The 21,930-nt window shown below is 68.1% G+C and carries 18 protein-coding genes and 1 tRNA gene; 12 read left to right on the forward strand and 7 right to left on the reverse strand.

Annotated features, from left to right (window positions below):
- Window positions 1-46 precede the first annotated feature (46 nt).
- Window positions 47-1,135: a hypothetical protein gene (locus tag ACFVM3_RS02615; protein ID WP_378434893.1), complete on the forward strand. Its 1,089-nt coding sequence runs from the start codon at window positions 47-49 to the stop codon at window positions 1,133-1,135.
- Here ACFVM3_RS02615 and ACFVM3_RS02620 read toward each other — a convergent pair.
- Complete coding sequence (locus ACFVM3_RS02620; RefSeq protein ID WP_378434895.1) at window positions 1,113-3,005, reverse strand: AAA family ATPase; 1,893 nt, start codon at window positions 3,003-3,005, stop codon at window positions 1,113-1,115. The genes ACFVM3_RS02615 and ACFVM3_RS02620 overlap by 23 nt on opposite strands.
- A gap of 419 nt (window positions 3,006-3,424) precedes the next feature.
- Window positions 3,425-3,507 (reverse strand) — tRNA-Leu (locus ACFVM3_RS02625).
- Between the two features lie 129 nt (window positions 3,508-3,636).
- Between ACFVM3_RS02625 and ACFVM3_RS02630 the strand changes: the two genes are divergently transcribed.
- The 7 genes from ACFVM3_RS02630 to pknB all read left to right on the forward strand — a co-directional run bounded on the left by ACFVM3_RS02630 (window position 3,637) and on the right by pknB (window position 13,104).
- Window positions 3,637-4,887 carry a DUF3662 and FHA domain-containing protein gene (locus tag ACFVM3_RS02630; protein WP_378434897.1) on the forward strand — a complete coding sequence of 417 codons (1,251 nt, stop codon included), beginning with the start codon at window positions 3,637-3,639 and terminating at the stop codon, window positions 4,885-4,887.
- Between the two features lie 160 nt (window positions 4,888-5,047).
- Window positions 5,048-5,515 carry an FHA domain-containing protein gene (locus tag ACFVM3_RS02635; protein WP_007030429.1) on the forward strand — a complete coding sequence of 156 codons (468 nt, stop codon included), beginning with the start codon at window positions 5,048-5,050 and terminating at the stop codon, window positions 5,513-5,515.
- Entirely contained in the window at window positions 5,512-6,906 is a 1,395-nt protein-coding gene (locus ACFVM3_RS02640) for a protein phosphatase 2C domain-containing protein (protein ID WP_378434899.1), read from the forward strand. The genes ACFVM3_RS02635 and ACFVM3_RS02640 overlap by 4 nt, the downstream gene beginning before the upstream one ends.
- Window positions 6,906-8,384 (forward strand): FtsW/RodA/SpoVE family cell cycle protein, encoded by a 1,479-nt coding sequence (locus tag ACFVM3_RS02645; RefSeq protein ID WP_378434901.1) that lies wholly within the window; start codon window positions 6,906-6,908, stop codon window positions 8,382-8,384. Before ACFVM3_RS02640 ends, ACFVM3_RS02645 begins: the two co-directional genes overlap by 1 nt.
- The gene (locus ACFVM3_RS02650) at window positions 8,381-9,844 is read left to right on the forward strand and encodes a peptidoglycan D,D-transpeptidase FtsI family protein (RefSeq protein WP_378434903.1); all 1,464 of its coding nucleotides are present in this window, start codon (window positions 8,381-8,383) and stop codon (window positions 9,842-9,844) included. The genes ACFVM3_RS02645 and ACFVM3_RS02650 overlap by 4 nt, the downstream gene beginning before the upstream one ends.
- A 3-nt stretch (window positions 9,845-9,847) precedes the next feature.
- A complete protein-coding gene (locus ACFVM3_RS02655; RefSeq protein ID WP_378434904.1) occupies window positions 9,848-11,143 on the forward strand; it encodes a protein kinase in 1,296 nt (431 codons plus the stop codon).
- A complete protein-coding gene (gene pknB, locus ACFVM3_RS02660) occupies window positions 11,140-13,104 on the forward strand; it encodes a Stk1 family PASTA domain-containing Ser/Thr kinase (RefSeq protein ID WP_378434978.1) in 1,965 nt (654 codons plus the stop codon). Before ACFVM3_RS02655 ends, pknB begins: the two co-directional genes overlap by 4 nt.
- Before the next feature lie 756 nt (window positions 13,105-13,860).
- Here pknB and ACFVM3_RS02665 read toward each other — a convergent pair.
- From ACFVM3_RS02665 to ACFVM3_RS02675, 3 genes are read right to left on the reverse strand one after another with little or no spacing between them, the layout of a single operon-like run.
- Complete coding sequence (locus ACFVM3_RS02665; protein WP_378434906.1) at window positions 13,861-14,505, reverse strand: hypothetical protein; 645 nt, start codon at window positions 14,503-14,505, stop codon at window positions 13,861-13,863.
- The gene (locus ACFVM3_RS02670) at window positions 14,493-15,299 is read right to left on the reverse strand and encodes an ATP-binding cassette domain-containing protein (RefSeq protein WP_378434908.1); all 807 of its coding nucleotides are present in this window, start codon (window positions 15,297-15,299) and stop codon (window positions 14,493-14,495) included. Before ACFVM3_RS02670 ends, ACFVM3_RS02665 begins: the two co-directional genes overlap by 13 nt.
- Window positions 15,296-15,940 carry an aminodeoxychorismate/anthranilate synthase component II gene (locus tag ACFVM3_RS02675; protein WP_378434910.1) on the reverse strand — a complete coding sequence of 215 codons (645 nt, stop codon included), beginning with the start codon at window positions 15,938-15,940 and terminating at the stop codon, window positions 15,296-15,298. The genes ACFVM3_RS02670 and ACFVM3_RS02675 overlap by 4 nt, the downstream gene beginning before the upstream one ends.
- Window positions 15,941-16,051: 111 nt before the next feature.
- On the opposite strand from ACFVM3_RS02675, the gene ACFVM3_RS02680 reads away from it, so the two are divergent.
- Window positions 16,052-17,371 carry an FAD-dependent oxidoreductase gene (locus tag ACFVM3_RS02680; RefSeq protein ID WP_378434980.1) on the forward strand — a complete coding sequence of 440 codons (1,320 nt, stop codon included), beginning with the start codon at window positions 16,052-16,054 and terminating at the stop codon, window positions 17,369-17,371.
- A gap of 52 nt (window positions 17,372-17,423) precedes the next feature.
- Here the strand turns inward: ACFVM3_RS02680 and ACFVM3_RS02685 are convergent, their stop codons facing one another.
- Together ACFVM3_RS02685 and ACFVM3_RS02690 are read right to left on the reverse strand one after the other, a co-directional pair.
- Window positions 17,424-18,080 (reverse strand): response regulator, encoded by a 657-nt coding sequence (locus ACFVM3_RS02685; RefSeq protein ID WP_378434911.1) that lies wholly within the window; start codon window positions 18,078-18,080, stop codon window positions 17,424-17,426.
- Window positions 18,020-19,795 carry a sensor domain-containing protein gene (locus ACFVM3_RS02690; protein ID WP_378434913.1) on the reverse strand — a complete coding sequence of 592 codons (1,776 nt, stop codon included), beginning with the start codon at window positions 19,793-19,795 and terminating at the stop codon, window positions 18,020-18,022. Before ACFVM3_RS02690 ends, ACFVM3_RS02685 begins: the two co-directional genes overlap by 61 nt.
- Window positions 19,796-19,928: 133 nt before the next feature.
- On the opposite strand from ACFVM3_RS02690, the gene ACFVM3_RS02695 reads away from it, so the two are divergent.
- The 3 genes from ACFVM3_RS02695 (at window position 19,929) to ACFVM3_RS02705 (ending at window position 21,892) form a co-directional block, all read left to right on the forward strand.
- Window positions 19,929-20,657: an ABC transporter ATP-binding protein gene (locus tag ACFVM3_RS02695; RefSeq protein WP_378434915.1), complete on the forward strand. Its 729-nt coding sequence runs from the start codon at window positions 19,929-19,931 to the stop codon at window positions 20,655-20,657.
- Entirely contained in the window at window positions 20,654-21,388 is a 735-nt protein-coding gene (locus tag ACFVM3_RS02700) for an ABC transporter permease (protein WP_378434917.1), read from the forward strand. The genes ACFVM3_RS02695 and ACFVM3_RS02700 overlap by 4 nt, the downstream gene beginning before the upstream one ends.
- A 111-nt stretch (window positions 21,389-21,499) precedes the next feature.
- On the forward strand, window positions 21,500-21,892 hold the full coding sequence (locus ACFVM3_RS02705) for an SCO5389 family protein (protein ID WP_005161845.1): 393 nt from the start codon (window positions 21,500-21,502) through the stop codon (window positions 21,890-21,892).
- The last annotated feature ends 38 nt before the right edge of the window (window positions 21,893-21,930 follow it).

Raw genomic sequence — 21,930 nt, forward strand, 5'->3', positions numbered from 1 at the left:
GGCCGCTGAACGCGCTGTCGTCGCCGGCGACCCTTGCCTCGACAGAATGCGAGCGAGCACACCACTTCGCGAGACGTACCGGCAGGCGTTCGGCCTCGAAAAGCACCAAAGGTTGGTGGTCGTTTCGTCGACATGGGGCGCGTCATCGCTGCTCGGCGCGAACACGTCCTTGGTTCTGAAACTCGCTCACGAGCTCGCGCACGATTCGTACCGGCTTGCCGTCGCCCTGCATCCCAATATCGTCCGGGGCCATTCGCCATGGCAGACGAAAATGTGGCTCGACGACTGCGCACGGGCAGGTGTCCTGATCCTCGAGGACGAGGATCTCTGGCGTCCGGCTCTCGTCGCCGCCGATCTGACGATCGGCGACCATGGTTCCGTCACCTTCTATTCCGCCTGCCTCGATACGCCGATCATTCTGGGTTCCGCTCCGGAAGAGACCGTCCACCCTGATTCCCCGATCGCGCTCCTCCTGCGGACGGCGCCCAGACTGGATTCGCGGACACAGCTCGACGACGTCATCGACTCGCATCGACCGGGGAAGTACGCGGACATCACCGAACTCGCGACCTCCGTGCCCGGCAAGGCCGCGGATCTGCTTCGCGACCTTTGGTACTCGGCGATCGGCCTGACACCGCCGCCCAGCCCACCGACGCTGAAGGCCCTTCCCGTCCCGGACATCGCTCCCCCGAATCCGAGGGCGTGGGCGGCCGAAGTGTCGTTCGCCGCCGACGGGACGGCCACCTTGTCGCGTTTCCCGGTCTGCGGACGGTCGAAACGAACGCTCGGCAGGGCGGACAGCCATCTCGTCGTCGGCACTGACGAGCCGGACATCGCGCTGCTGCGGCTGGCGGAAGTCGTGATACGGCCCGACATCGCCCACGACCCGGACACCTGGACCGCCGCGACACTGCGAGCGCTACCCGGCTGCCGGGCCGCGGCCATCCGGGCGAGCGAAGACGAATGGCGGGTCGAAACCCGCGACGGTCTCCTGCTCCGGATCGACAACGCCGACCCCGCGTTCGTCTCCGTCCTCTATGTCCTGCTCGACGCCGGGGCCGCGCCGACAGAACTCCGTTTGCGTCGCGGCTCGACGACTTACTCGGCGAAGGTCACTGTGCGAGCTTCGCGCTGACCCGATCGCGGTCCGGGGTGAAGCCGTAGAAGTAGTAGATCTCCTTCGCCGATTCCCAGTAGGCACGTGCGTCGGCGGGTCGATCGGTCGCGAACGCCGAGTCGCCCAACGCTTCGTTGACTTCGGCCCGTTCGCGGTTGAAGGATCGTTCGGTCGCCAAAGCGAGTGTCTCGGTCAGAACAGCGTCCGCGTCCGCATAGGCCCCGTCCTCCACCAGCTTCTTGCCTCGCCACAAGGCGATCTTGACCTGGTTGAGGTGCTCAGCACCCAAGATCGCCTCGGCGGCGTCGAGCAGTTCGAGCGCCTCCGACGGCGGACGGACCTTCGCCAGATGAAAACAGGCGACCGCCTCCCGGCGCCCGTTCCCGATCTGCTTCGCCAATTCGAGAGCTCGCCGAAAGAGTGCCTCCGCCTCGACAGGCTCACCGAGGTCGAGTTTCGCCAGCCCCAGTGACTCGATGGCCGTCGCCAGCGCGGCGGAGGAACCGGCTTTGCTCGCGAAGTCGATCGACTCCTGGAACCGGGCAACGGCGAATCCCGCTTGATAAGCCTGCCGATAGGCGAAGCCCAGCTGGAACGTCATCACGGCGGCAGCGAGATCATTGCCCCACGCGCGGGCGGCTTCGATCCCGCGATCGTTCACGCGGACCATCTCACCGGAGTGTTCACCCTTGAGATGCACAGACCACAGCACCAGGCAGAACTGACAGACCCACTGGTGCTTTCCCAGCCGGTAAGTCAACTCGACCACGGCTTCCAGGTTTTCGCGCTCGACGTCGAGCCATTCCCTCGCAGCCTTGCCGTCCGACGGCTCGACCGCGAGCTGTGGCCATATCTCCGCCATCCAGCCACGGTTGGGCAACGCTGCCTCCGCCGCGAGCCCCGCACCGCGATAGGCGGAAACGATCCTCAGTGGTAGTTCGTCGTCGGCCTTCGTCGCCGCATGATCCCGGACGAGGCTGCCCGCGATCAGGTACCGGTTGTCCGCGACCTCCTGAGCGAGATGCCGTCTCGTCAGTTCCTTAAGCGCGTCGGAGACCTCGAACTCGCCCTCGCCGACGACGGCCGCGACGGTGCGCACAGCGACCGCGCCGTCTCCCGGATGGGCCCCGAGCACCTGGTAGCAGGCTTGGCAAAGCGGCGAAAGCAAGTCGTACGCGGCATCGAAAACCGGAGCGAACTCGAGAGCGTCGAGCATGCTTCCCTTGCGCTCGATCCGACGAAGAGTTTCTGCGGCGGGTTCCTCTTCGAGCAGGCCCCCGAGCACGGTGAGCGGGCCCGCCAATCGGGCGCCGAGTCCGATCAGCTCATCGATCTGGCCGGATTCGGCCTCGAGCCGGTCCGTTCCGATCATCCGGCCGAGCAACAGCCGGGCGGCTTCCTTGGTCAACGGATCGATCCGCACACGTTCGCCCGGGTACCCGGTCCGGAGCTTGCGGGTCTCGCCACTGGCGACGACGAGGACCACGGCGGGCCCCACACCGGGGATCAGCGGCGCGATCTCGGCCGGCAGCAGGGCGTTGTCGATGATGAGCGCGATCTTCTTTCCGTAGCTCCAGCTGCGCCACATCGCCGACCGCGCCTCCAGGCCAGACGGGATTTCGTCCGGCCGGTACCCGACCGCGCGCAACAGATCTTCGAGAGCGTCCGACGCCCGCTCAGCCGCCAGCGCGAGTGCGATATAGAAGGTTCCGTCAGGGAAGGTGCCCTTCCCCTGGTCGTTCACCCACTTGCGGCAAAGGGTGCTGCGGCCGCTGCCGGGCGGTCCGGTCACGTAGGCGATGACCGGCCCTTCGGCGCGATTCTCCGGACAGAAGACCTCGTCGAGCCGGCGGAGCTGGTCCTCGTAGTTGGTGTAGTACTTGGTCACCGCCCTGACCTGGCGTGGAACATCCCTCGAACTGTGGCCTTGCCCACCGAAATGTGGCTCGTTCACGCTCACCCCTCCCCACGGTGAGCCGCCGACCTTACCGGAAGTGACCGCCCCGCCACGCGAATCCATCCCACGCGAGCGGAAGTCAGACCGCTTGCAACCGTCGTGTCGGTCGCGCGAACGGGTTGTCCGGGGAGTCCTCCGAGAACCCGCCGGCTCGGCGACCGGCGAGCTGCGCACCCGTAACCAGCTGCACAAACGCGTTCAACCAGGCACGAGAGGCAGAGAAAGCCGAGAGCCGACCCACTCACCAACCGCACCGTGGGGTTCGGGGCCTCGGCCGCCGGGTACTGACGAGCGACGACCAACGCGAAAGAAGGCCCCGTCGCACTAGCGACGGGGCCTTCTTTCAAGAGTGGGCGAGGAGGGAGTTGAACCCTCACGTCCTTTCGGACACACGGACCTGAACCGTGCGCGTCTGCCATTCCGCCACTCGCCCGAGTGCTTCGTTCTCTGACAGCTCGCAAAGCGTAGCAGGCGGATTTCACGGGTTTCACCGGGGGCCGTGTCCGACTGGCCGTACCCGGATAGGATCGACGGGGAAGCACACGTGTGAGGAGGTTGCCCGGTGGGCCGCGTCGAACGCTTTGACAGACGGCTCGAGAACCTCGTGGGCAACACCTTCGCGCGCATGTTCGGTGGCAACGTCGTCACGCAGGAAGTGGCGGTGGCGCTTGAGCGCGAGAGCGAGGAGAACGTTCGTGAGCTGGCCGGTGGTCGACAGCTCGCCCCCAATCACTACATCGTGTCGCTGGGGCAGGCTGATCACGAGCGCATGGCCGGAGACGAGCGTCGGGTCACCACGGTGTTGGCGGAGGCGGTCAAGGAACACCTCGCCGAGCACGGATGGGACACCTATGGTGACGTCGTAGTTTCGCTCGAGCGCAACGAGGCGCTGCATACTGGACAGTTCAAGACCCGTTCGTCCGTCGATCCCGACGTCAAGCCCCACGGCGCCGAAGGTTCGCCACGGTCGGCACGACCCAGCAACGCAGGAGACCCAGCAATGAGCCAGCCCCCCGGCTACGGCCAATACGACCAGGGTGACCCGTACGGCCAGCAGGGCCAGTACGGCTACGGACAGCAGGCTGGCCAGCAGCAGCCCGGGTACGACCAGGGTTATGGCGGCCAGCAGCAGGGCGGCTACGACCAGGGTTACGGCGGTGGCGCACAGCAGCCCGGCTACGACCAGTACGGCGGCCAGCAGCAAGGTGGTTACGACCAGGGCTACGGCGGCGCGCAGCAGCCGGGCTACGACCAGTACGGCGGTGCCCAGCAACCCGGGTACGACCAGGGCTACGGCGGCGCGCAGCAGCCGGGTTACGACCAGTACGGCGGTGCCCAGCAGCCCGGGTACGACCAGGGTTACGGCGGTGCCGCGCAGCAGCCCGGCTACGACCAGTACGGCGCCCAGCCGCAGCAGGGCGGGTACGACCAGTACGGCGGCGGTCAGCAGCAGTACGGCCAGCCGGCCGCGGACCCGTACGCGCAGGGCGGCGGTTACGGCGGCCAGCCGGCGGCCGGTCGTCAGCTCACCGCGAGCCTCCAGCTCGACGACGGCTCGAACCGCTCGTACTCGCTGAAGCAGGGCGGGAACGTCGTGGGCCGCGGCCAGGACGCCGACTTCCGGCTCCCGGACACCGGCGTCTCGCGCCGTCACCTGGAGATCACCTGGGACGGCCAGAGCGCGACGCTCGCGGACATCGGTTCGACCAACGGCACGACGGTCAACGGCACCCCGGTGCAGACCTGGCAGCTGGCCGACGGCGACGTGATCCGCGTCGGCCACTCGTCTCTCGTGTTCCGTACGCAGGGCTGACCGGCGGCGTCCGGAGGGGGTATCGCAGAATTGCGGTGCGGGACCTGTGGTGGATCGGCACCTCGGGTCGTACGCGGAGAGCAGCGCTGTCCGGAGCCGACCATCCCGGACGGCACGGGCTCTCCGCGGCGTACAGGAGAAACGGGAGCGGACACAACAAGTGCCAGAGCTGGTCGTTCAACTCACCAGGGTGGGCTTTCTCGTGCTGCTCTGGCTCTTCGTGTTCGCCGCATTGCGTGTCGTCCGTTCGGATCTGTACGCGGCCTCCGGGCTGCGAGTCGCCGTCCCGACGTTCGGTCGCAAGAAGAAGGAAAACAAGAAGCCGCGCGGCGGGAAATCGCCGCAGCAGCTGCTCGTGACCCATGGTGCGCTGGCAGGAACCAGGATCGCCTTGGACGGCAGGCCGATCCTGATCGGCCGCGCCGACGACTCGACCCTGGTGCTGGACGACGACTACGCGTCGACCCGCCACGCCCGGATCGCCCTGCGCGGGGAGGATTGGTACGTGGAAGATCTGGGCTCGACGAACGGGACGTACCTCGACCGGGCTAAGGTCACGGCACCCCTCCGGGTCCCGCTCGGAGTCCCCATCCGGATCGGCAAAACGGTGATCGAGCTTCGCCCATGACTCTCGTCCTCCGCTACGCGGCTCGCAGCGACCGGGGCCTGGTGCGTTCCAGCAACCAGGACTCCGTGTACGCCGGTCCCCGCCTGCTCGCCCTCGCCGACGGCATGGGCGGTCACGCCGCGGGTGAGGTGGCCAGCAAGGTCGTCATCGCCTCCCTCGCCCCACTCGACGACGACGATCCGAGCGACGATCTTCTCGCTCAGCTGCGTGAGGCCGTCCAGAACGGCAACGCCGCCATCGCCGAACTCGTCCAGCAGGACCCGGACCTCGACGGGATGGGCACGACCCTGACCGCCGTGCTGTTCGCCGGTTCGCGGATGGGTGTCGTGCACGTCGGCGACTCGCGGGCGTATCTGATGCGTGGCGGTCAGTTCTCGCAGATCACGCGGGACGACAGCTTCGTCAACGAACTTCTCGAACAGGGCCGGATCACGCCGGAAGAGGCCGCGGTGCACCCGCAGCGCTCGCTGCTGTTGAAGGCGCTCACCGGCCATGAGGTCGAGCCGAGCCTGACCGTGCGCGAAGCCCGCGCCGGTGACCGGTACCTGATCTGTTCGGACGGTCTGTCCGGCATGGTCAGCGACGAGACGCTGTCCGAGGCGATCCAGATCCCGGATCCGCAGGCCTGCGCCGACCGGATGATCGAGCTGGCGCTCAAGGGCGGCGGCACGGACAACGTCACGGTGATCATCGCCGACGTCGTCGACGTCGACTTCGGTGAGGACGCGCCCATCGTGGGCGGCGCCGCCGGGGACGGCAGTGACGAGTTCCACCAGGGCGACTCCCCCGCCGCCCGCGCCCGCGCGCTGACCCAGCCCGCGCCGCAGCCGCGGCCGGAGGTCCAGCCCCAACAGGAGGACCCGAAGGTCAAGCGCCGGAGGCGATTTCGCTGGCTGGCGGGAGCGGTGGTCGTCCTGATCGTGCTGGCCGCGGCGGCGATCGCCACGCGGTATTTCGTGCTGAGCCAGTACTACGTCGGCGAGGGTCCCGGCGAGGAGGTCGTGATCTACCGCGGCGTCCCCGGCAGCGTCCTCGGCATCGACCTGCACGCCTTCGAACAGGGCTCGTGCCCGCCGGGCGGGCTGTGCACCGACAAGCTCTTGGTGCCGGCACTGCAGGAGGACGCGCGGATCGCGGTGAAGAACGGCGTCAAGAAGGACAACCTCGACGACGCCCGCAAGTACATCGACGACTTCCTGCGGCCGCACAAGCAGCTGGCCGACTGCAAACCGAACTCCAGCTCGACTTCCACGCCGCCCACCGACCCGGCACCGCCGGTGTCGTCGTCGGCCGCCGCCCCTTCGACCCCCGCCTCGCCGAGTTCGGCGAATCAGCCAGCGGGGAGGGACTGCTCGACGCCGACAACGGCAGCACCAGGGGGCGGTAACTGATGAGCACGCCGCTCGCCGATCCGGCTTCGGCCCAGTTCGCCACGAACCCTCCGCGCGAGCTTCCCAAGCGGCGCGGCACCGAACTCGTCCTACTGGCGTTCGCGACCTTCATCGTCACCGTCGCGCTCGTGCTGGTGGAGGCGAACCAGGAGCAGGAACTCACCAGCTCGATCATCTGGCTGGGTCTGTCGTACCTCGCGGTGCTGACGGCGGCGCATCTGGCGGTCCGCCGCTGGGCGCCGTACGCGGACCCGGTGATCCTGCCGTGCGTCGCGCTGCTGAACGGGCTCGGCCTGGTGATGATCCATCGGATCGACCTGGCGCTCGCGGAACGCGCGATCCAGCAGGGCAAGGAGTACACGCCGGACGTCACCAAGCAGGTGCTGTTCACGGCGGTCTCGCTGGTGCTGTTCGTGGTGGTGCTGGTCGTGATCAGCGATCACCGCACGCTGACCCGCTACGGCTACACGTGCGGCCTGGTCGGCATCGTGGCGCTCGCGCTGCCCGCGGTGCTGCCGTCGAGCCTGTCCGAGGTCAACGGCGCGAAGGTCTGGATCAAGCTGCCGTTCTTCTCGATCCAGCCGGGCGAGTTCGCGAAGATCCTGCTGATGATCTTCTTCGCCTCGTTCCTGGTGACGAAACGCGACCTGTTCATGGTCGCGGGCAAGCGGATCGTCGGCGTCGAACTGCCGCGCGCCCGTGACCTCGGCCCGATCCTCATCGCGGCGGCCGCCTGCCTCGGCGTGCTGGTGTTCGAGAAGGACCTCGGCACGTCGCTGCTGTTCTTCGGTGTGACGCTGGTGATGCTGTACGTCGCCACCGAGCGGGTCATCTGGGTCGTGCTGGGTGTCGGCTTCTTCGCCGCCGGCGCGATCATCGCCTACAACCTGTTCACGCACGTCCAGCAGCGCGTCCGGAACTGGATCGACCCGCTGGCCACCTACGACGACCCCGGCGGCGGCTACCAGGTCGCGCAGGGGCTGTTCGGGCTCGGCACCGGCGGGGTCGGCGGGACCGGCCTCGGCGCCGGGCGGCCGGATATGGTCCCCGAGGCCAAGACGGACTTCATCACCACCGCGATCGGCGAGGAACTCGGCCTGATCGGGCTCACGGCGATGCTGATGCTGTACCTGATCCTGGCTATGCGCGGGATGCGCAGCGCCCTCGCCGTCCGCGACACCTTCGGCAAACTCCTCGGCGGCGGTCTGTCGTTCGCCCTGGTCATGCAGATCTTCGTCGTCGTCGGCGGCGTCACGAACCTGATCCCGAACACCGGGATCACCGCCCCGTTCCTCTCCCGCGGTGGTTCTTCACTGCTCGCGAACTACATCCTGGTGGCCCTCCTGCTCCGAATCTCCGACGCCGCCCGCAAACCCGCCGTGCGGCCGAAGCCGCAGCAGCCGCAGGCGCCGCTCGCCGAAGCGCACACGGTGATGGTCCAGCGGCCGCCCGCGACCGGTGAGGGGAGCCCCGCGTGAACACCCCGCTCCGCAAGGTGGGTGTCGCCATGCTCGTCATGGTGGTGCTCCTGATGGCCAACGCCACCTACATCCAGGTGGTCAAGGCCGACGACTACCGCACCGACTCGCGCAACGTGCGCGTGCTCTACGACGAGTACTCCCGCCAGCGAGGGCTGATCGTGACGCCCGACGGCGCCGCGCTCGCGAAGGTCGACCCGTCGAACGACAAGTACAAGTTCATCCGGACCTACGCCGACGGCCCGATGTACGCGCCGGTCACCGGTTACTACTCGATCAACTACGGCTCCGGCGGGCTGGAGCGGTCGGAGGACGACGTCCTCAACGGTTCCGACCCTCGCCTGTTCGTGCGGCGCCTTTCGGACATGGTCACCGGCCGCGACCCGCGTGGCGGGAACGTGCGGCTGACGATCAACCCGGCCGTGCAGAAGGCCGCGTACGACCTGATGACGCGGAAGGGCTACACCGGCGCGGTGGTGGCGCTGGAGCCCAAGACCGGACGCATCCTCGCGATGGTGTCGACGCCGTCGTTCGACCCGAACAAGCTGGCCTCGCACACCACGAAGGAGCAGGTCGCAGCCTGGTCGCAGTGGCGCGACGATCCGAAGAAGCCGATGCTGAACCGCGCGATCTCGGAGACGTACCCGCCGGGTTCGACGGCCAAGCTGCTGGTGACCGCGGCCGCGCTCGAAGACGGCAAGACCGCGGACATGCCGGTCAACACCGCGCCCAACGTGAAACTCCCCGGCACGCAGACGACGCTGGAGAACTACGGCGGCGCTGCCTGCAAGGGCAGCACGCTGAAGGAAGCGCTGCGGTACTCGTGCAACGTGCCCTTCGCCGAGATCGCGGGCGAGCTCGGCAAGGACAAGCTGAACGCGACGGCCAAGAACTTCGGCGTCGGCGAGGACCTGACCGTGCCGATGCGGGTCGCCGGGTCCTCCCTCGGCCCGCTGGAATCGAAGGCGGCTCTGTACCAGAGCGCCATCGGCCAGCGCGACGTGCGGCTGACGCCCCTGCAGGACGCCCTGCTTTCGGCGACCATCGCGAACAACGGGATGGCGATGAAGCCGCAGCTCGTGCAGTCGCTGCTGGCGCCGAACCTGTCGACCATCGAGGACTACACCCCGACCGAACTGACCGGTGACGCCGCGATGTCGAGCGCGAACGCCGCGATCCTGCGCGACATGATGCTGGCGTCGGAAGAGAACACGAAGGGCGCCGGCAAACGCGGCGACATCCAGATCGCCTCCAAGACCGGCACCGCCGAGCACGGCAACGACCCGAAGAACACCCCGCCGCACGCCTGGTACACCGGGTTCGCGCCGGCGATGGACCCGAAGATCGCCGTCTCGGTGATCGTCGAATCCGGGGGTAACCGCGGGCTCGAAGCGACCGGTGGCACCGTGGCCGCGGAGATCGGCCGCGCCGCCGTCAACGCCATGCTCGGGGGTGGATAGCGGATGCTGTCCTCGGGTCAGCTGCTGGCCGACCGGTACAAGCTGACGAACCGGATCGCCGTCGGCGGGATGGGCGAGGTCTGGCAGGCCAGTGACACGCGGCTGGACCGGACGGTCGCGGTCAAGATCCTGAAAGCGGAGCTGTCCGGCGACGCGGAGTTCCTGCACCGGTTCCGGACCGAGGCGCGGATGACGGCGTCACTGAACCACCCCGGCATCGCCGCGGTGCACGACTACGGCGAGACCGTCGCGGACGAGCTGTCGATCGCGTATCTGGTGATGGAGCTGGTCGAAGGCGATCCGCTGGCCGCGATCATCACCCGCGAAGGACGGCTGACCGCCGAGCGCACCCTGGACATCCTCGAGCAGGCCGGTAACGCGCTGCAGGCCGCGCACGAAACGGGTCTTGTGCACCGCGATGTCAAACCGGGCAACATCATGGTGACCCCGGCCGGGCAGGTGAAGATCACGGACTTCGGTGTCGCGAAGGCCGCCGACGCCGCCCCCGTGACCAGGTCCGGCATGGTGATGGGCACCGCCCACTACATCGCGCCCGAGCAGGCGCTCGGGCACAACGCCGAACCGGCGAGCGACGTCTACTCGCTGGCCGTGTGCGGCTACGAATGCCTCACCGGGCACCGGCCGTTCCTTTCGGAGAACGCGGTGACCGTCGCGATGATGCACATCCGCGACCTCCCGCCGCCGCTGCCGCCGGACGTGCCACCGGGCGCCCGCGCGGTCATCGAAGCGACGCTGATCAAGGATCCGAGACAGCGGTACAACAGCGGTGGCGAGTTCGCCGCCGCGGTGGCCGCGGTCCGCGCCGGGCTTCCCCTGCCGACGCCGTCGGGGCTGGTCAACGTGGCGTACTCGGCGGGGCAGCCCGTGATGCAGCCCGGCCCGCATTCGCCGCCGAACCCGATGGTGGCCGTCGGGCCCGCGTCGCATCCGGCGATGCACCCGGTCAGCGGCCCGCCGCCGATGGCGGTCCGCCGTCTGCCGGGCAGACGGCCACAATGGGGCTGGTGGGTGCTGCTCGCGGTGATCCTGATCGCAGTACTGGTGGCAGGAGCCTTCCTCATCGTGAGACTGGTGGGTTCGGGCAACGGACCACAGTCGGGCGGCGTGGAAACTAGTGAACACGCGCCGGCTCCGGGTAAGGAGTCTGAAGGTCCTTCGCCGACATCCGCATACCCAGCGGTGCCGACGGAGGGCGGCACCGAGGAGCCGGCCGGACAGGCGAATCCGGGAATGATGAGCAGCAAACCTTGGACGGAATGGAACGGCACGCAGAGATGAGCACACCAAGACTGCTCAGCAACCGCTACGAGCTGGGCGATACGCTCGGCTACGGAGGCATGTCGGAGGTCCACCACGGCCACGACGTGCGCCTGGGCCGGGAGGTGGCGATCAAGATCCTGCGTGCCGACCTGGCACGGGATCCCCAGTTCCAAGAACGTTTCCGTCGCGAGGCACAGAACGCGGCGGCACTGAACCACCCGGCGATCGTCGCCGTCTACGACACCGGCGAGACGAACACCGAGTTCGGCCCGCTGCCCTACATCGTCATGGAGTACGTCGAAGGACGGACTCTGCGGGACATCGTGAAGACCGAAGGGCCGATGTCGCAGAAGCGGGCGATGGAGGTCATGGCCGACGTCTGCGCGGCACTGGACTTCTCGCACCGGCACGGCATCGTGCACCGCGACGTCAAACCGGCGAACGTGATGATCACGAAGAACGGCGCCGTCAAGGTGATGGACTTCGGCATCGCGCGCGCCATGCACGACGGGCAGTCCGCGATGACGCAGACCGCCGCGGTGATCGGCACGGCGCAGTACCTCTCGCCGGAGCAGGCGCGCGGTGAGTCCGTCGACGCGCGTTCCGACGTCTACGCCGCCGGTTGCGTGCTGTACGAACTCATCACCGGCGAGCCGCCCTTCACCGGTGACTCGCCCGTGGCGGTGGCGTACCAGCACGTCCGGGAAGACCCGAACCCGCCGTCGTCGGTGAACCCCGCCGTGGCGCCCGAGCTTGACGCCGTCGTGCTCAAGGCGCTCGCGAAGGGCCCGGCGAACCGCTACCAGTCGTCGGCGGAGATGCGTTCGGACCTGGTCCGCACGCTGTCCGGCCAGCGTCCGGCCGCGCCGATGGTGATGTCGGAGGACGAGCGCACCCAGGTCATGGACTCCGACCGCCGGGTGCCGCCGCGCTACGACCAGTACGAGGACGAAGACGAAGACCCGGCCGCGAAGAAGAAGCGGCGTGCCTGGCTCATCGCCGGTCTCGTGGTCTCGCTGGCGGCGGTGGTGCTGCTGATCATGTGGCTGTCCAACGCGTTCAACAGCACCGGCGCGGAGAGCAAGGCGATCCCGAGGGTCATGGGCCAGTCCGAGGCCTCGGCGAAGGACACGCTCCGGGGCGCGGGGTTCAACTCGTTCGAGCCGACCAAGAAGGTGCCCTGCACCGGTGAGGCCGTCAACGGCCTGCCCGCCTGCGACGAGAACCAGATCGACAAGGTCATCGCGATCACCCCGGCCGAGGGCCAGGTGACGCCGACCTCGGACAAGATCACGCTGACCGTCGGCGCGAAGCCGGAGAAGGTCAAGACGCCGGACCTCAAGGGCAAGACTGCGGCCGAGGCCCTCGCAGCACTGACCGAAGCCGGTCTGAAGCTCGGGGCGACCACCGAGGAAGAGAGCAACGACCCGAACGAAGCGGGCAAGGTCACCTCCCAAAATCCGGCCGCGCAGGCTGAGGTCGACCAAGGTTCGAAGGTCGACATCACGATCGCCAAGTCCCAGGAACTGAAGACGGTCCCGAACTACAAGGGCAAGACTCAGGCCGAGGCCGAAGCCGGGTTGAGGGCGGCCGGGTTCACCCCGCAGGTCACCAACGTGGACTCCGACCAGCCCAAGGGCACGGTGATCGAGCAGACCCCGAACGGCGGCAAGGTGGCCGTCGGCACTGTCGTCAAGCTGTCCGTGTCGAACGGCAACCAGGAGACCTTCGAAATGCCGATCCTGAAGGGCATGACGGAGGAGCAGGCGACGCGGCAGCTCCAGCAGCTGGGCTGGAACGGTCAGCTGGACACGCAGGCCGACAAGAACGGCGACCGGGATCAGGCGGGCAAGGTCAGCAAGACCAACCCGCAGGCCGGTGCGAAGATCGCCAAGAACGCGCCGATCACGCTGTTCATCGTCGAAGGCGATGAGTCCTCGACGACGTCGCCGACCAGGTCGGGGATCTTCCCGCCGTGATCCACCGCTGTTGAGAAGGGCCCCGCACGCTTTCGTGCGGGGCCCTTTCTGTATGTACCAACGCAGACCAGCAGAAAAGGACAGATAAGACATACGGACGCATTCGAGCTATATGCGGCGTGTCATACACGTTCGCCACATGGTTCGCTGCCAGCTAGCAATGAACGATATGGCGAACGTAGTTGTAGAATCCCCATTCGTCGAGATTCACAGGACTGACATAGACTCCGCGATGCCCCGTGTCATCGTCCGTCTTCAGCCAACGGTTACTGTGTCGACCATTGGCGCTGTAACCGACACCTTCGGTCCAGCAATACATGTAGTTCCGGCCCGCGTTCAACGTACCTGCATGGGTACTCGAGAACGGGTCGGGAGTCCAGTGTGTCCACTGGGTCACGATGGTGGTGAAGGTGTAACTCGAAGCCATCTCAGTCGCCCCTGCCGGCGCAGCCTGAATCAGCGGAGCCGACGCGAGGATGGCAGCAAGAATCCCTAATTTAGCTGTGCGCAAAAGTCCCCCTCGAACCTTTGTTCGTTAAACTGCAACCAGCAAGATCAGACTAGAACGCAGAGTTCAATGCGAGCAATACTCCAAACAGATAGACCGCCTCCCTCTAGCGAGGGAAGCCGTGCACACCATCGAGTACCTGACTTCATCTTTAACGGCCCCGTAATCCGCCGCCCTGGCCACACCCTCAGGACAGTCAGACAGATCTATGAAGGTACCTGCATGATTCGATCATCTCGAACCAGCGGTCAGGCGTTGCGCCGCAGCAGGTGTCCGACGGCCGTCGCGCTCAGCAGCAGGGCGGCGACCGCCGCCACCGCGGCCACCGTGAACGGGACGGCAAGCGGTTGCTGCGAGGTCAGGGCGCGCAGCAAGGGGTTGGCCAGCGGTAGCCATTTGACCAGGAGCACGGCCGCGAGCGCGAAGACCGCCGCCAGGACGGACCAGCCGACGCGCGGGACCAGCAGCCGCGAACAGGGCAGCCCGATCGCGATCCCGAACAGCGCGCACAGCGCGTGCGCCGCCGCCCCTAGAGCGAGGGCGCCGATCGGGAAGCCGCCCGAGCGGAGGCCCGACCAGGCCAGCGTCACGACGATCAGCACCGCGGCGCAGCCGAAGACGGCCAGCGTGGCGCCGGCGAGGACCGATCGCCAGCGTCGTGCGTGGCTGAAGGTCACCAGTCGCTGGACCGGGTCCTCGACGTCGAGCATCGCGATCGTCAGCCAGCACGAGACCACCAGGAGCGAACCGGCGCTGATCCCGTACTGCGGCAGCAGCGGCGACTTCGGATCCGTGTAGAGCACGGTGTTCACCGCGAGGTAGGCGAGGATCGCGGGAAGGTAGCGCTGGGAATGGCCGAGCAGCGCGAGGTAGTAGCGGGTCATGGCGAGCACGGCGCCACCTCCCGGACCGAGAAGCCGCGGTTGAGCGCACGCAGCAGGACCGCGTCCGTGTGCCCGGCTTCGACCGTCAGGACTACTTTCCCGTCTTCGGCCACGGCTCGGCTGACGCCGGGTTCCGAAGACCAGTCGCCGTCGGACCCGTGAAGGACGATCCTCGTCGCGTTTTCGGCTCTCGTTTCGACGCGGGTCAGGAGGCCGCCGTCCATCCGGTAGACGTCGTCGGCGTGGGCGTGCACGGCGGCGGCGCGGTGATCGGTGAAGACCACGCTCGCGCCCCGATCCTTGGTCTCGGCGACGAGTTCGCCGAGCACCGTGTGCGCTTCGACGTCGAGGCCGGACCAAGGCTCGTCGAGGATCAGCAGGTCCGGCTCGGCGAGGACCGCCTGCGCGAGGCCGACTTTCTGGGCGTTGCCCTTCGACAGGGTCCGCAAGGGCGCGTCCGGTCCGCCGACCAGCGCCAGCCGGTCCAGCAGCGGATCGATTGCCGATAAATCGACATGGCCGTCTATGCGGGCCATATGCCGCAGGTACGCCCTGGCACTCATCCGCTGCCCCGCCGGGAAGCGGTCCGGCAGGTAGCCGACACGCGGGCTGCCCACGACGCTTCCCGAAGTCGCCCGGGAAAGTGCCGCGAGGATCCTGAGCAGCGTCGATTTCCCCGAGCCGTTCGAGCCCAGGACACCGATCACGCGCCCCGCCGGGACGTCGAGGTCGACGTCGGCGAGCACGGGTTCACCGCGGCCGTAGCGCTTACCGACTCCTTCGAGCCGGATCAGCGAGGTCACGCAGCAGCGGCCTTCTGCAGCGCGCGGGTCTCCTGCTCGAGTTCGTTGACCGTGGCGTCGGGGACCGGGTGCCCGGCCGAAGCCATCCAGTTCGCCAGCATCCGGTGCCCGCCCTGGGTGAGCACGGACTCGGGGTGGAACTGGACACCTTCGAGCGGCAGCTCGCGGTGACGCATGCCCATCACGACACCCGACTCGGTGCGGCCTGTGATTTCGAACACGGCGTCATCGATGGTTTCGGGCAAAACGGTCAGCGAGTGGTACCGCGTGGCGGTGAATTCCGAGGGGAGTCCGGCGAGCACTCCGTCGCCCGAATGGTGGACTTGACTGGTCTTGCCGTGCAGCAGTTCCGGGGCGCGGTCGACGGTGGCGCCGAAGACGACACCGAGGGCCTGGTGGCCGAGGCAGACGCCGAGCATCGGGATGCGTTTCTCGGCGCATTCACGGATGACGTCCATGCTCTGACCAGCGCGTTCCGGGGTTCCGGGGCCGGGAGAGACGAGCACCGCGTCGAACTCGCCGAGCTTGCCGACGTCCACCACGTCGTTACGCCAGACGGTGCAGTCGGCGCCGAGCTGGGCCAGGTACTGGACCAGGTTGTAGACAAAACTGTCGTAGTTGTCGACGACGAGCACGCGCATGAAGCCAGCTTAGCGGCTCCCACCAGGTGGACCGTACGCCAGATCACAATGATTGTTAGGGCTACCTAACTTACCGTGGTAGGAGTGAGCCGTTCTCTTCGTGTAGCCATCGTGGGTGCCGGTCCGGCCGGCATCTACGCCGCCGACATCCTCGACAAGTCCGACGCCGACGTGACGATCGACCTGTTCGAGCGCATGCCGGCGCCGTTCGGGCTGATCCGGTACGGCGTCGCGCCCGACCACCCCCGGATCAAGGGCATCGTCACCGCCCTGCACAAGGTCCTCGACAAGCCGAACATCCGGCTGCTGGGCAACGTCGACTACGGGACCGACCTGAAGCTCGACGACCTGCGCCAGTTCTACGACGCGGTGATCTTCTCGACCGGTGCCATGGCCGACCGCGCGCTCGACATCCCCGGGATCGACCTCGACGGCAGCTACGGCGCCGCCGACTTCGTCTCCTGGTACGACGGGCACCCGGACGTGCCGCGCACCTGGCCGCTGAACGCGACCTCGGTCGCGGTCCTCGGGGTCGGGAACGTGGCACTCGACGTGGCGCGGATTCTCGCGAAGACCGCCGACGAGCTGCTCAGCACCGACATCCCGGACAACGTCTACCAGGGGCTGAAGGCCAGCCCGGTCACCGACGTGCACGTCTTCGGCCGCCGCGGCCCGGCGCAGGCGAAGTTCACGCCGCTGGAGCTGCGGGAGCTGGACCACTCGCCGAACGTCGAGGTCATCGTCTACCCCGAGGACATCGAGTTCGACGAGGGCAGCATCGCCGCGCTGCGGGCGTCGAAGCAGATCGACATGGTCGTGAAGACGCTGCAGGAGTGGGCGATCCGCGACCAGGGCGACCGGCCGAAGCGGCTGCACCTGCACTTCCTGCACTCGCCCTGCGAGGTCGTCGGTGAGAACGGCAAGGTGACCGGTCTGCGGACCGAGCGCACCGAACTGACCGGTGACGGCAACGTGCACGGCACCGGCGAATTCCACGACTGGGACGTCCAGGCCGTCTACCGCGCGGTGGGTTACCTGTCGTCGCATCTGCCGGAGATCCCGTTCGACCACACCACCGGCACCGTGCCGAACCAGGCGGGCCGGGTGCTGGACATCGACGAGGAGCAGGTGCCCGGCGTCTACGTGACCGGCTGGATCAAACGAGGTCCGGTCGGCCTCATCGGCCACACCAAGGGCGACGCGGCCGAAACCATCGCGAGCCTCCTGGCCGACGCCGACGCCCTGACGGCCCCGGCCATCGACGACCCCGACGCGATCCTCGGTTTCCTGACCGAACGCGGCGTTCCCTTCACCACATGGGAAGGCTGGGGCAAGCTCGACGCCCACGAGAAGGCCCTCGGCGCTCCGCACGGCCGGGAACGCGTGAAGGTCGTCGAGCGCGACGAGATGACCCGCATCTCGCGTTCCTGAAGCCCTTCCGTGAAGGCCCCCTTCCCTCGGCTGAGTCGAGGGAAGGGGGCCTTCACGGCGTTCCCAGGTAGGCCAGGACCGCCAGGACCCGCCGGTTCGTGTCGTCCGAAGCGACGATGCCGAGCTTCGCGAAGATGTTCGCGGTGTGCTTCCCCACCGCCCCTTCGCTGAAGTGCAGCCGCCCGGCGATGGCGGCGTTGGAACAACCCTCCGCCATCAAGCCGAGCACCTCGCGTTCGCGTGGGGTCAGCGCGGAAAGGGGGTCGGAGGCGTTGCCCGCCACCAGTTTCGCGATCACTTCGGGATCCATCGCGGTCCCGCCGCCCGCCACGCGCCGCACGGCGTCGATGAACTGGTCGGCGTTGAAGACCCGGTCCTTCAGCAGGTAGCCGATCGCGCCCGCGCCGTCGGCGAGCAGCTCACGCGCGTAGAGCTGCTCGACATGTTGTGAGAGAACGAGAATCGGCAAGCCGGGGATGTCACGCCGCACCGCCAAGGCGACCTGGAGCCCCTCGTCGGTGAGCGTCGGCGGCATCCGGACGTCGACGACCGAAACGTCGGGCCGATGCGTGCGCAGCGCCCGTTCCAGTTCCGGCCCGGTGCCCACCGCCTCGACGACGTCGAAACCGTGCGCGGTCAGCAAATGCGTCAGGCCGTCTCGGAGGAGGTACTGGTCTTCGGCGACGACGCATCGGGGTCGAGCTGGCACGGGATCTCCATGATCGCCTTCGTCGGCCCGCCGAGCGGGCTGGTCAGGGCAAAACTACCGTCGAACGCGCCCAGCCTGCGTTCGATCCCGCGAATCCCGCTCCCCCGGGCCGCGTTCGCGCCACCCTTGCCGTCGTCGGTCACCTCGATCCGCAACAGACCGTCGTCGTAGTCCAGGTCGATCGACGCTCTCCGCGCCTCGCCGTGCTTCGCCGCGTTGCCCAGCAGCTCGCTGATCGCGAAGTACGCGCACGCCTCCGCGGGCTGCTCCAGCCGAGGCAGGACGCCGTTCACCGAGGCCCGCAGCGGACTGTCGAGTGCCATTGCCCGCACCGCGTCACCGAGCCCACGCTCGGACAACACCGGCGGATGAATCCCGCGCACCAGCAGCCGCAGCTCGGTCAGCGTTTCGGACGACGTCTGCCGGAGCTCGGCGGCCAGCCGTTTCGCCGCGGCCGGATCGCTGTCGATCAGCGCTTCTACCGCGCCCAGCTTCATCCCCATCGCGACCAGCCGCGACTGGACCCCGTCGTGCAGGTCCCGCTCGATACGCCGCAGCTCGGCGGCCTGCGCGACCGACGCGTCCGTCCGCGTCTGCTTCAGCCGTTCGACGCGCTGCGCCAGCCGCGAAGCCTCTGTCGGCCCCAGGAGCAGCTTCGCGAAGCGCGCTCCTTGGCGGGCGAGCCACGGCGCCACGAGGAGCCCCGCGACGACCGCGGCCACCGCGACCGGAGTCAGCGCGAGCGCTTGCCCGGCAGGCCGCCACACCCACAGCGCCACCACAGCCCAGAGACCGGAGAACACCAGCGTCGCGGTCGGCGCCACCATCAGCAGCAGCACCACGGAGTTGACCACCGCGGCCGCCATGTCGCGCCAGGTCGCGCGGTCGAACATCACCCAGCGGAAGCGCGCGAGCCGCGCCGGCCACCACGGTGTGTCGTACAGCTGCCGTCCGTGCCGGTACAGCCCGTCCGCGCGGGGGACGGGGAACGGCGGCTCCGGCAGGTACGGGCGGTCGATCCGCACGCCGGTCCAGTTCTTGGCCTCGCGGCGCAGGGTGTCGGTCACCGTGCGACCGGCGACGACCATCGCCGGGAACAGCGGAGACGGCCAGATCAGGCTGAGCAGCGTCGGGATCGCCATCCCGAGCTGCGCGACCGAAAGCGCGAACAGGCCCAGCTGGAAGCCCAGCGCCTTCGACCCGCTCCTCATCCAGCCGTCGCCGGTGCGAGCCGGGCGGGGCCCGAGCCACCAGCGCGTCCACTTCCCATACCGCCGGAGCGCACGCGGCCCGGCCAGCAGGACCGCGGGCACGAGCACCAGACCGGCCAACGGATTCCACAGCTGCCAACCGAGGTCGCGGCCGGTGGCCGGATCGTCGGAGATCCACTCGAACCGTTTGGTCCACCGGATGAACCAGGACCGCTTGAACAGGCTGTTTCCGTCGCGGTACCAGCCATCGCGCTCGCGTTCCGGCTCCGGCGGCGCCGGCCGATAGGGCGGTTCGACGTCGACACCGCACCAGCGTCCGGCCAGCCGCCGGGTGAGCGCGGCGCGCGGACGCGTCCCTTCGAGCGCCAGCGTGTAGGCGAAGACCAGGCCGACACAGAGCAGGCAGAAACCCACCAGCTCGAGCAGCAGGTCCAGCCAGCTCACCAGCGCCAGCCCCGCGAGCACGAAGCCCCGGCGCACTGAGGTGAGGTAGGTGCGGATCATGCGACGAAGTCTTCCCCACCGCTCCGGCCCGGCACAGTGACCGCAGGCCCCCGATCAGGGTGGGTCCAGCCCCACCCCAGCTGTGGGTTCAGCGCCATTCTGGCGAAGTCCCTTGCGCCATAACGTTTTTCGCATGCCACTCATCGAAGTCAGCAACCTCCGCAAGACGTACGGGGAGCACGTCGCGGTCGACGACGTTTCGTTCCACGTGGAACAGGGCGAGATCTTCGGGATCCTCGGGACCAACGGCGCCGGGAAGACCACCACCGTCGAATGCCTCCAGGGCCTGCGCACGCCGGACTCCGGCACCATGTCGGTCCTCGGCCTCGACCCCGGCAAGGACCACACCGCGCTGCGGCAGCGCCTCGGCTCGCAGCTCCAGGAGAGCCGCCTGCCGGACAAGATCAAGGTCCACGAGGCGCTCGACCTCTACGCGTCCTTCTACGCGAACCCCGCCGGCACCGGTGACCTGCTCGCGAAGCTGGGTCTCACCGAGCAGCGGAAAAAGTACTTCGGCAAGCTTTCCGGCGGGCAGAAGCAGCGCGTCTCGATCGCGCTCGCGCTGGTCGGCCGTCCCGAGGTCGCCGTCCTCGACGAGCTGACCACCGGACTGGACCCGCACGCCCGCCGCGACACCTGGAAGCTCGTCGAGACCGTGCGCGACACCGGCGTCACCGTCCTGCTCGTCACGCACTTCATGGACGAGGCCGAACGTCTCTGCGACCGCATCGCGATCTTCGACGCCGGCCGCGTGGTCGCCACCGGCACCCCCGGCGAGCTCCGCGACCGCGCCGGTAAATCCACTTTGGACGAAGCCTTCGTGACCCTGACCGGCCGCGACCGACAGCAGGAGACGCAATGAACACGCTCGCCAAGATCACCCTCACCGAAACGAAACTCGCCATCCGCGCGCCCGGCTTCGTCATCGGCGGGCTCGTGCTGCCGACGGCCATCACGGCCGTTCTCGGCGCCATTCCCGCCATTCGCGCGGACAGCGGGACGACGACGGGGACGCGCTTCCTCGATGCGTGGGTTCCGTCGATGATCGTGCTCACCATCGCCATGATGGGCCTGCAATCGGTCCCCGGGATCATCGCGACCTACCGCGAACAGGGCATCCTCCGCCGCTTCGCCACCACTCCGGTGCATCCGGCCCAGCTGCTGGTGGCGCAACTGATCATCAACGTCACCGTGACGATCGGCGGGGTCGGCCTCCTCCTCGTGTCGGCGGGCGTCGTCTTCGACGTCCCCAGCCCGCGTCACCCGCTCGGCTTCCTGGTGACGTTCGTCCTCGGCACGACCTCGATCTTCGGTCTCGGCCTGATCGCCGCGGCGGTCGCGAAGACCAGCCGCGCCGCCGGCGGGATCGCGATGATCGCCTACGTCCCGGTCATGTTCCTCGGCGGCGTCTGGCTGCCGCGCCCCTTGCTGCCGGAGGCCATCCGGGACATCGGCGCGTACGTCCCGCCGGGCGTCAAAGCCCTCGAAGACGCCTGGACCGGCACCGGTGCTCAGCCGCTGCAACTCGCCGTTCTGGCGGCTTTCGCGGTGGGCAGTTGTGTCCTGGCGGCGAAGCTCTTTCGCTGGGAGTGACGACGGCTTCCGCCAAAGTGGTGATGATGATCGTTTTCTCTTGTGGCCGGGGCCGAGGGTGAGTAGTCAGGGAGATGGCCCACCGTTCACTGTGTCTCCCTCGGAGGTTCGATGTCTCTGGATGTATCGCCCGCGCTGCTGGAGAAGGCCGAGCGCGGGGAGGTCTCCGACGCCGAATTCGTCGCCTGTGTCCGGGAGTCCCTGCCCTACGCCTGGACCGTGATCACCGGTGTCATCGCGGAGGCCGAGGGCGCGGCCGACGGGTTCGCCGACAACGAGACGCCGCCGCCGAGCGAGGCCGAACGCGGCCAGCTGCTGCGGGCGCTGGCCTCGGACGCCATTCGCGGCGGGCTGGAACGCCACTTCGGCGTGAAGCTGGCGTTCCAGAACTGCCACCGCGTCGCCGTGTTCAAGAAGTCCCAAGTGGACAGTGACCGCTACCGCGCGTTCGTCTCCGTTCGCGGCCAGCTGCTGAACCAGAGCCCGGAACTCCGCGACTGCTAACCCCTGCGTAGCCCGAAGCACGCTTTCCCGCTGAGGGC

Origin of the sequence: Amycolatopsis sp. NPDC057786 (assembly GCF_042797905.1) — a bacterium.
In the GTDB taxonomy this organism is placed as follows: Bacteria; Actinomycetota; Actinomycetes; order Mycobacteriales; family Pseudonocardiaceae; genus Amycolatopsis.

Coding starts and splice junctions, on each gene's coding strand:
- ACFVM3_RS02695 (WP_378434915.1), top strand. CDS start 19,929: ATGCCACTCATCGAAGTCAGCAACCTCCGCAAGACGTACGGGGAGCAC.
- ACFVM3_RS02645 (WP_378434901.1), top strand. CDS start 6,906: ATGAGCACGCCGCTCGCCGATCCGGCTTCGGCCCAGTTCGCCACGAAC.
- ACFVM3_RS02655 (WP_378434904.1), top strand. CDS start 9,848: ATGCTGTCCTCGGGTCAGCTGCTGGCCGACCGGTACAAGCTGACGAAC.
- ACFVM3_RS02615 (WP_378434893.1), top strand. CDS start 47: ATGCGAGCGAGCACACCACTTCGCGAGACGTACCGGCAGGCGTTCGGC.
- pknB (WP_378434978.1), top strand. CDS start 11,140: ATGAGCACACCAAGACTGCTCAGCAACCGCTACGAGCTGGGCGATACG.
- ACFVM3_RS02640 (WP_378434899.1), top strand. CDS start 5,512: ATGACTCTCGTCCTCCGCTACGCGGCTCGCAGCGACCGGGGCCTGGTG.
- ACFVM3_RS02700 (WP_378434917.1), top strand. CDS start 20,654: ATGAACACGCTCGCCAAGATCACCCTCACCGAAACGAAACTCGCCATC.
- ACFVM3_RS02675 (WP_378434910.1), bottom strand. CDS start 15,940: ATGCGCGTGCTCGTCGTCGACAACTACGACAGTTTTGTCTACAACCTG.
- ACFVM3_RS02690 (WP_378434913.1), bottom strand. CDS start 19,795: ATGATCCGCACCTACCTCACCTCAGTGCGCCGGGGCTTCGTGCTCGCG.
- ACFVM3_RS02705 (WP_005161845.1), top strand. CDS start 21,500: ATGTCTCTGGATGTATCGCCCGCGCTGCTGGAGAAGGCCGAGCGCGGG.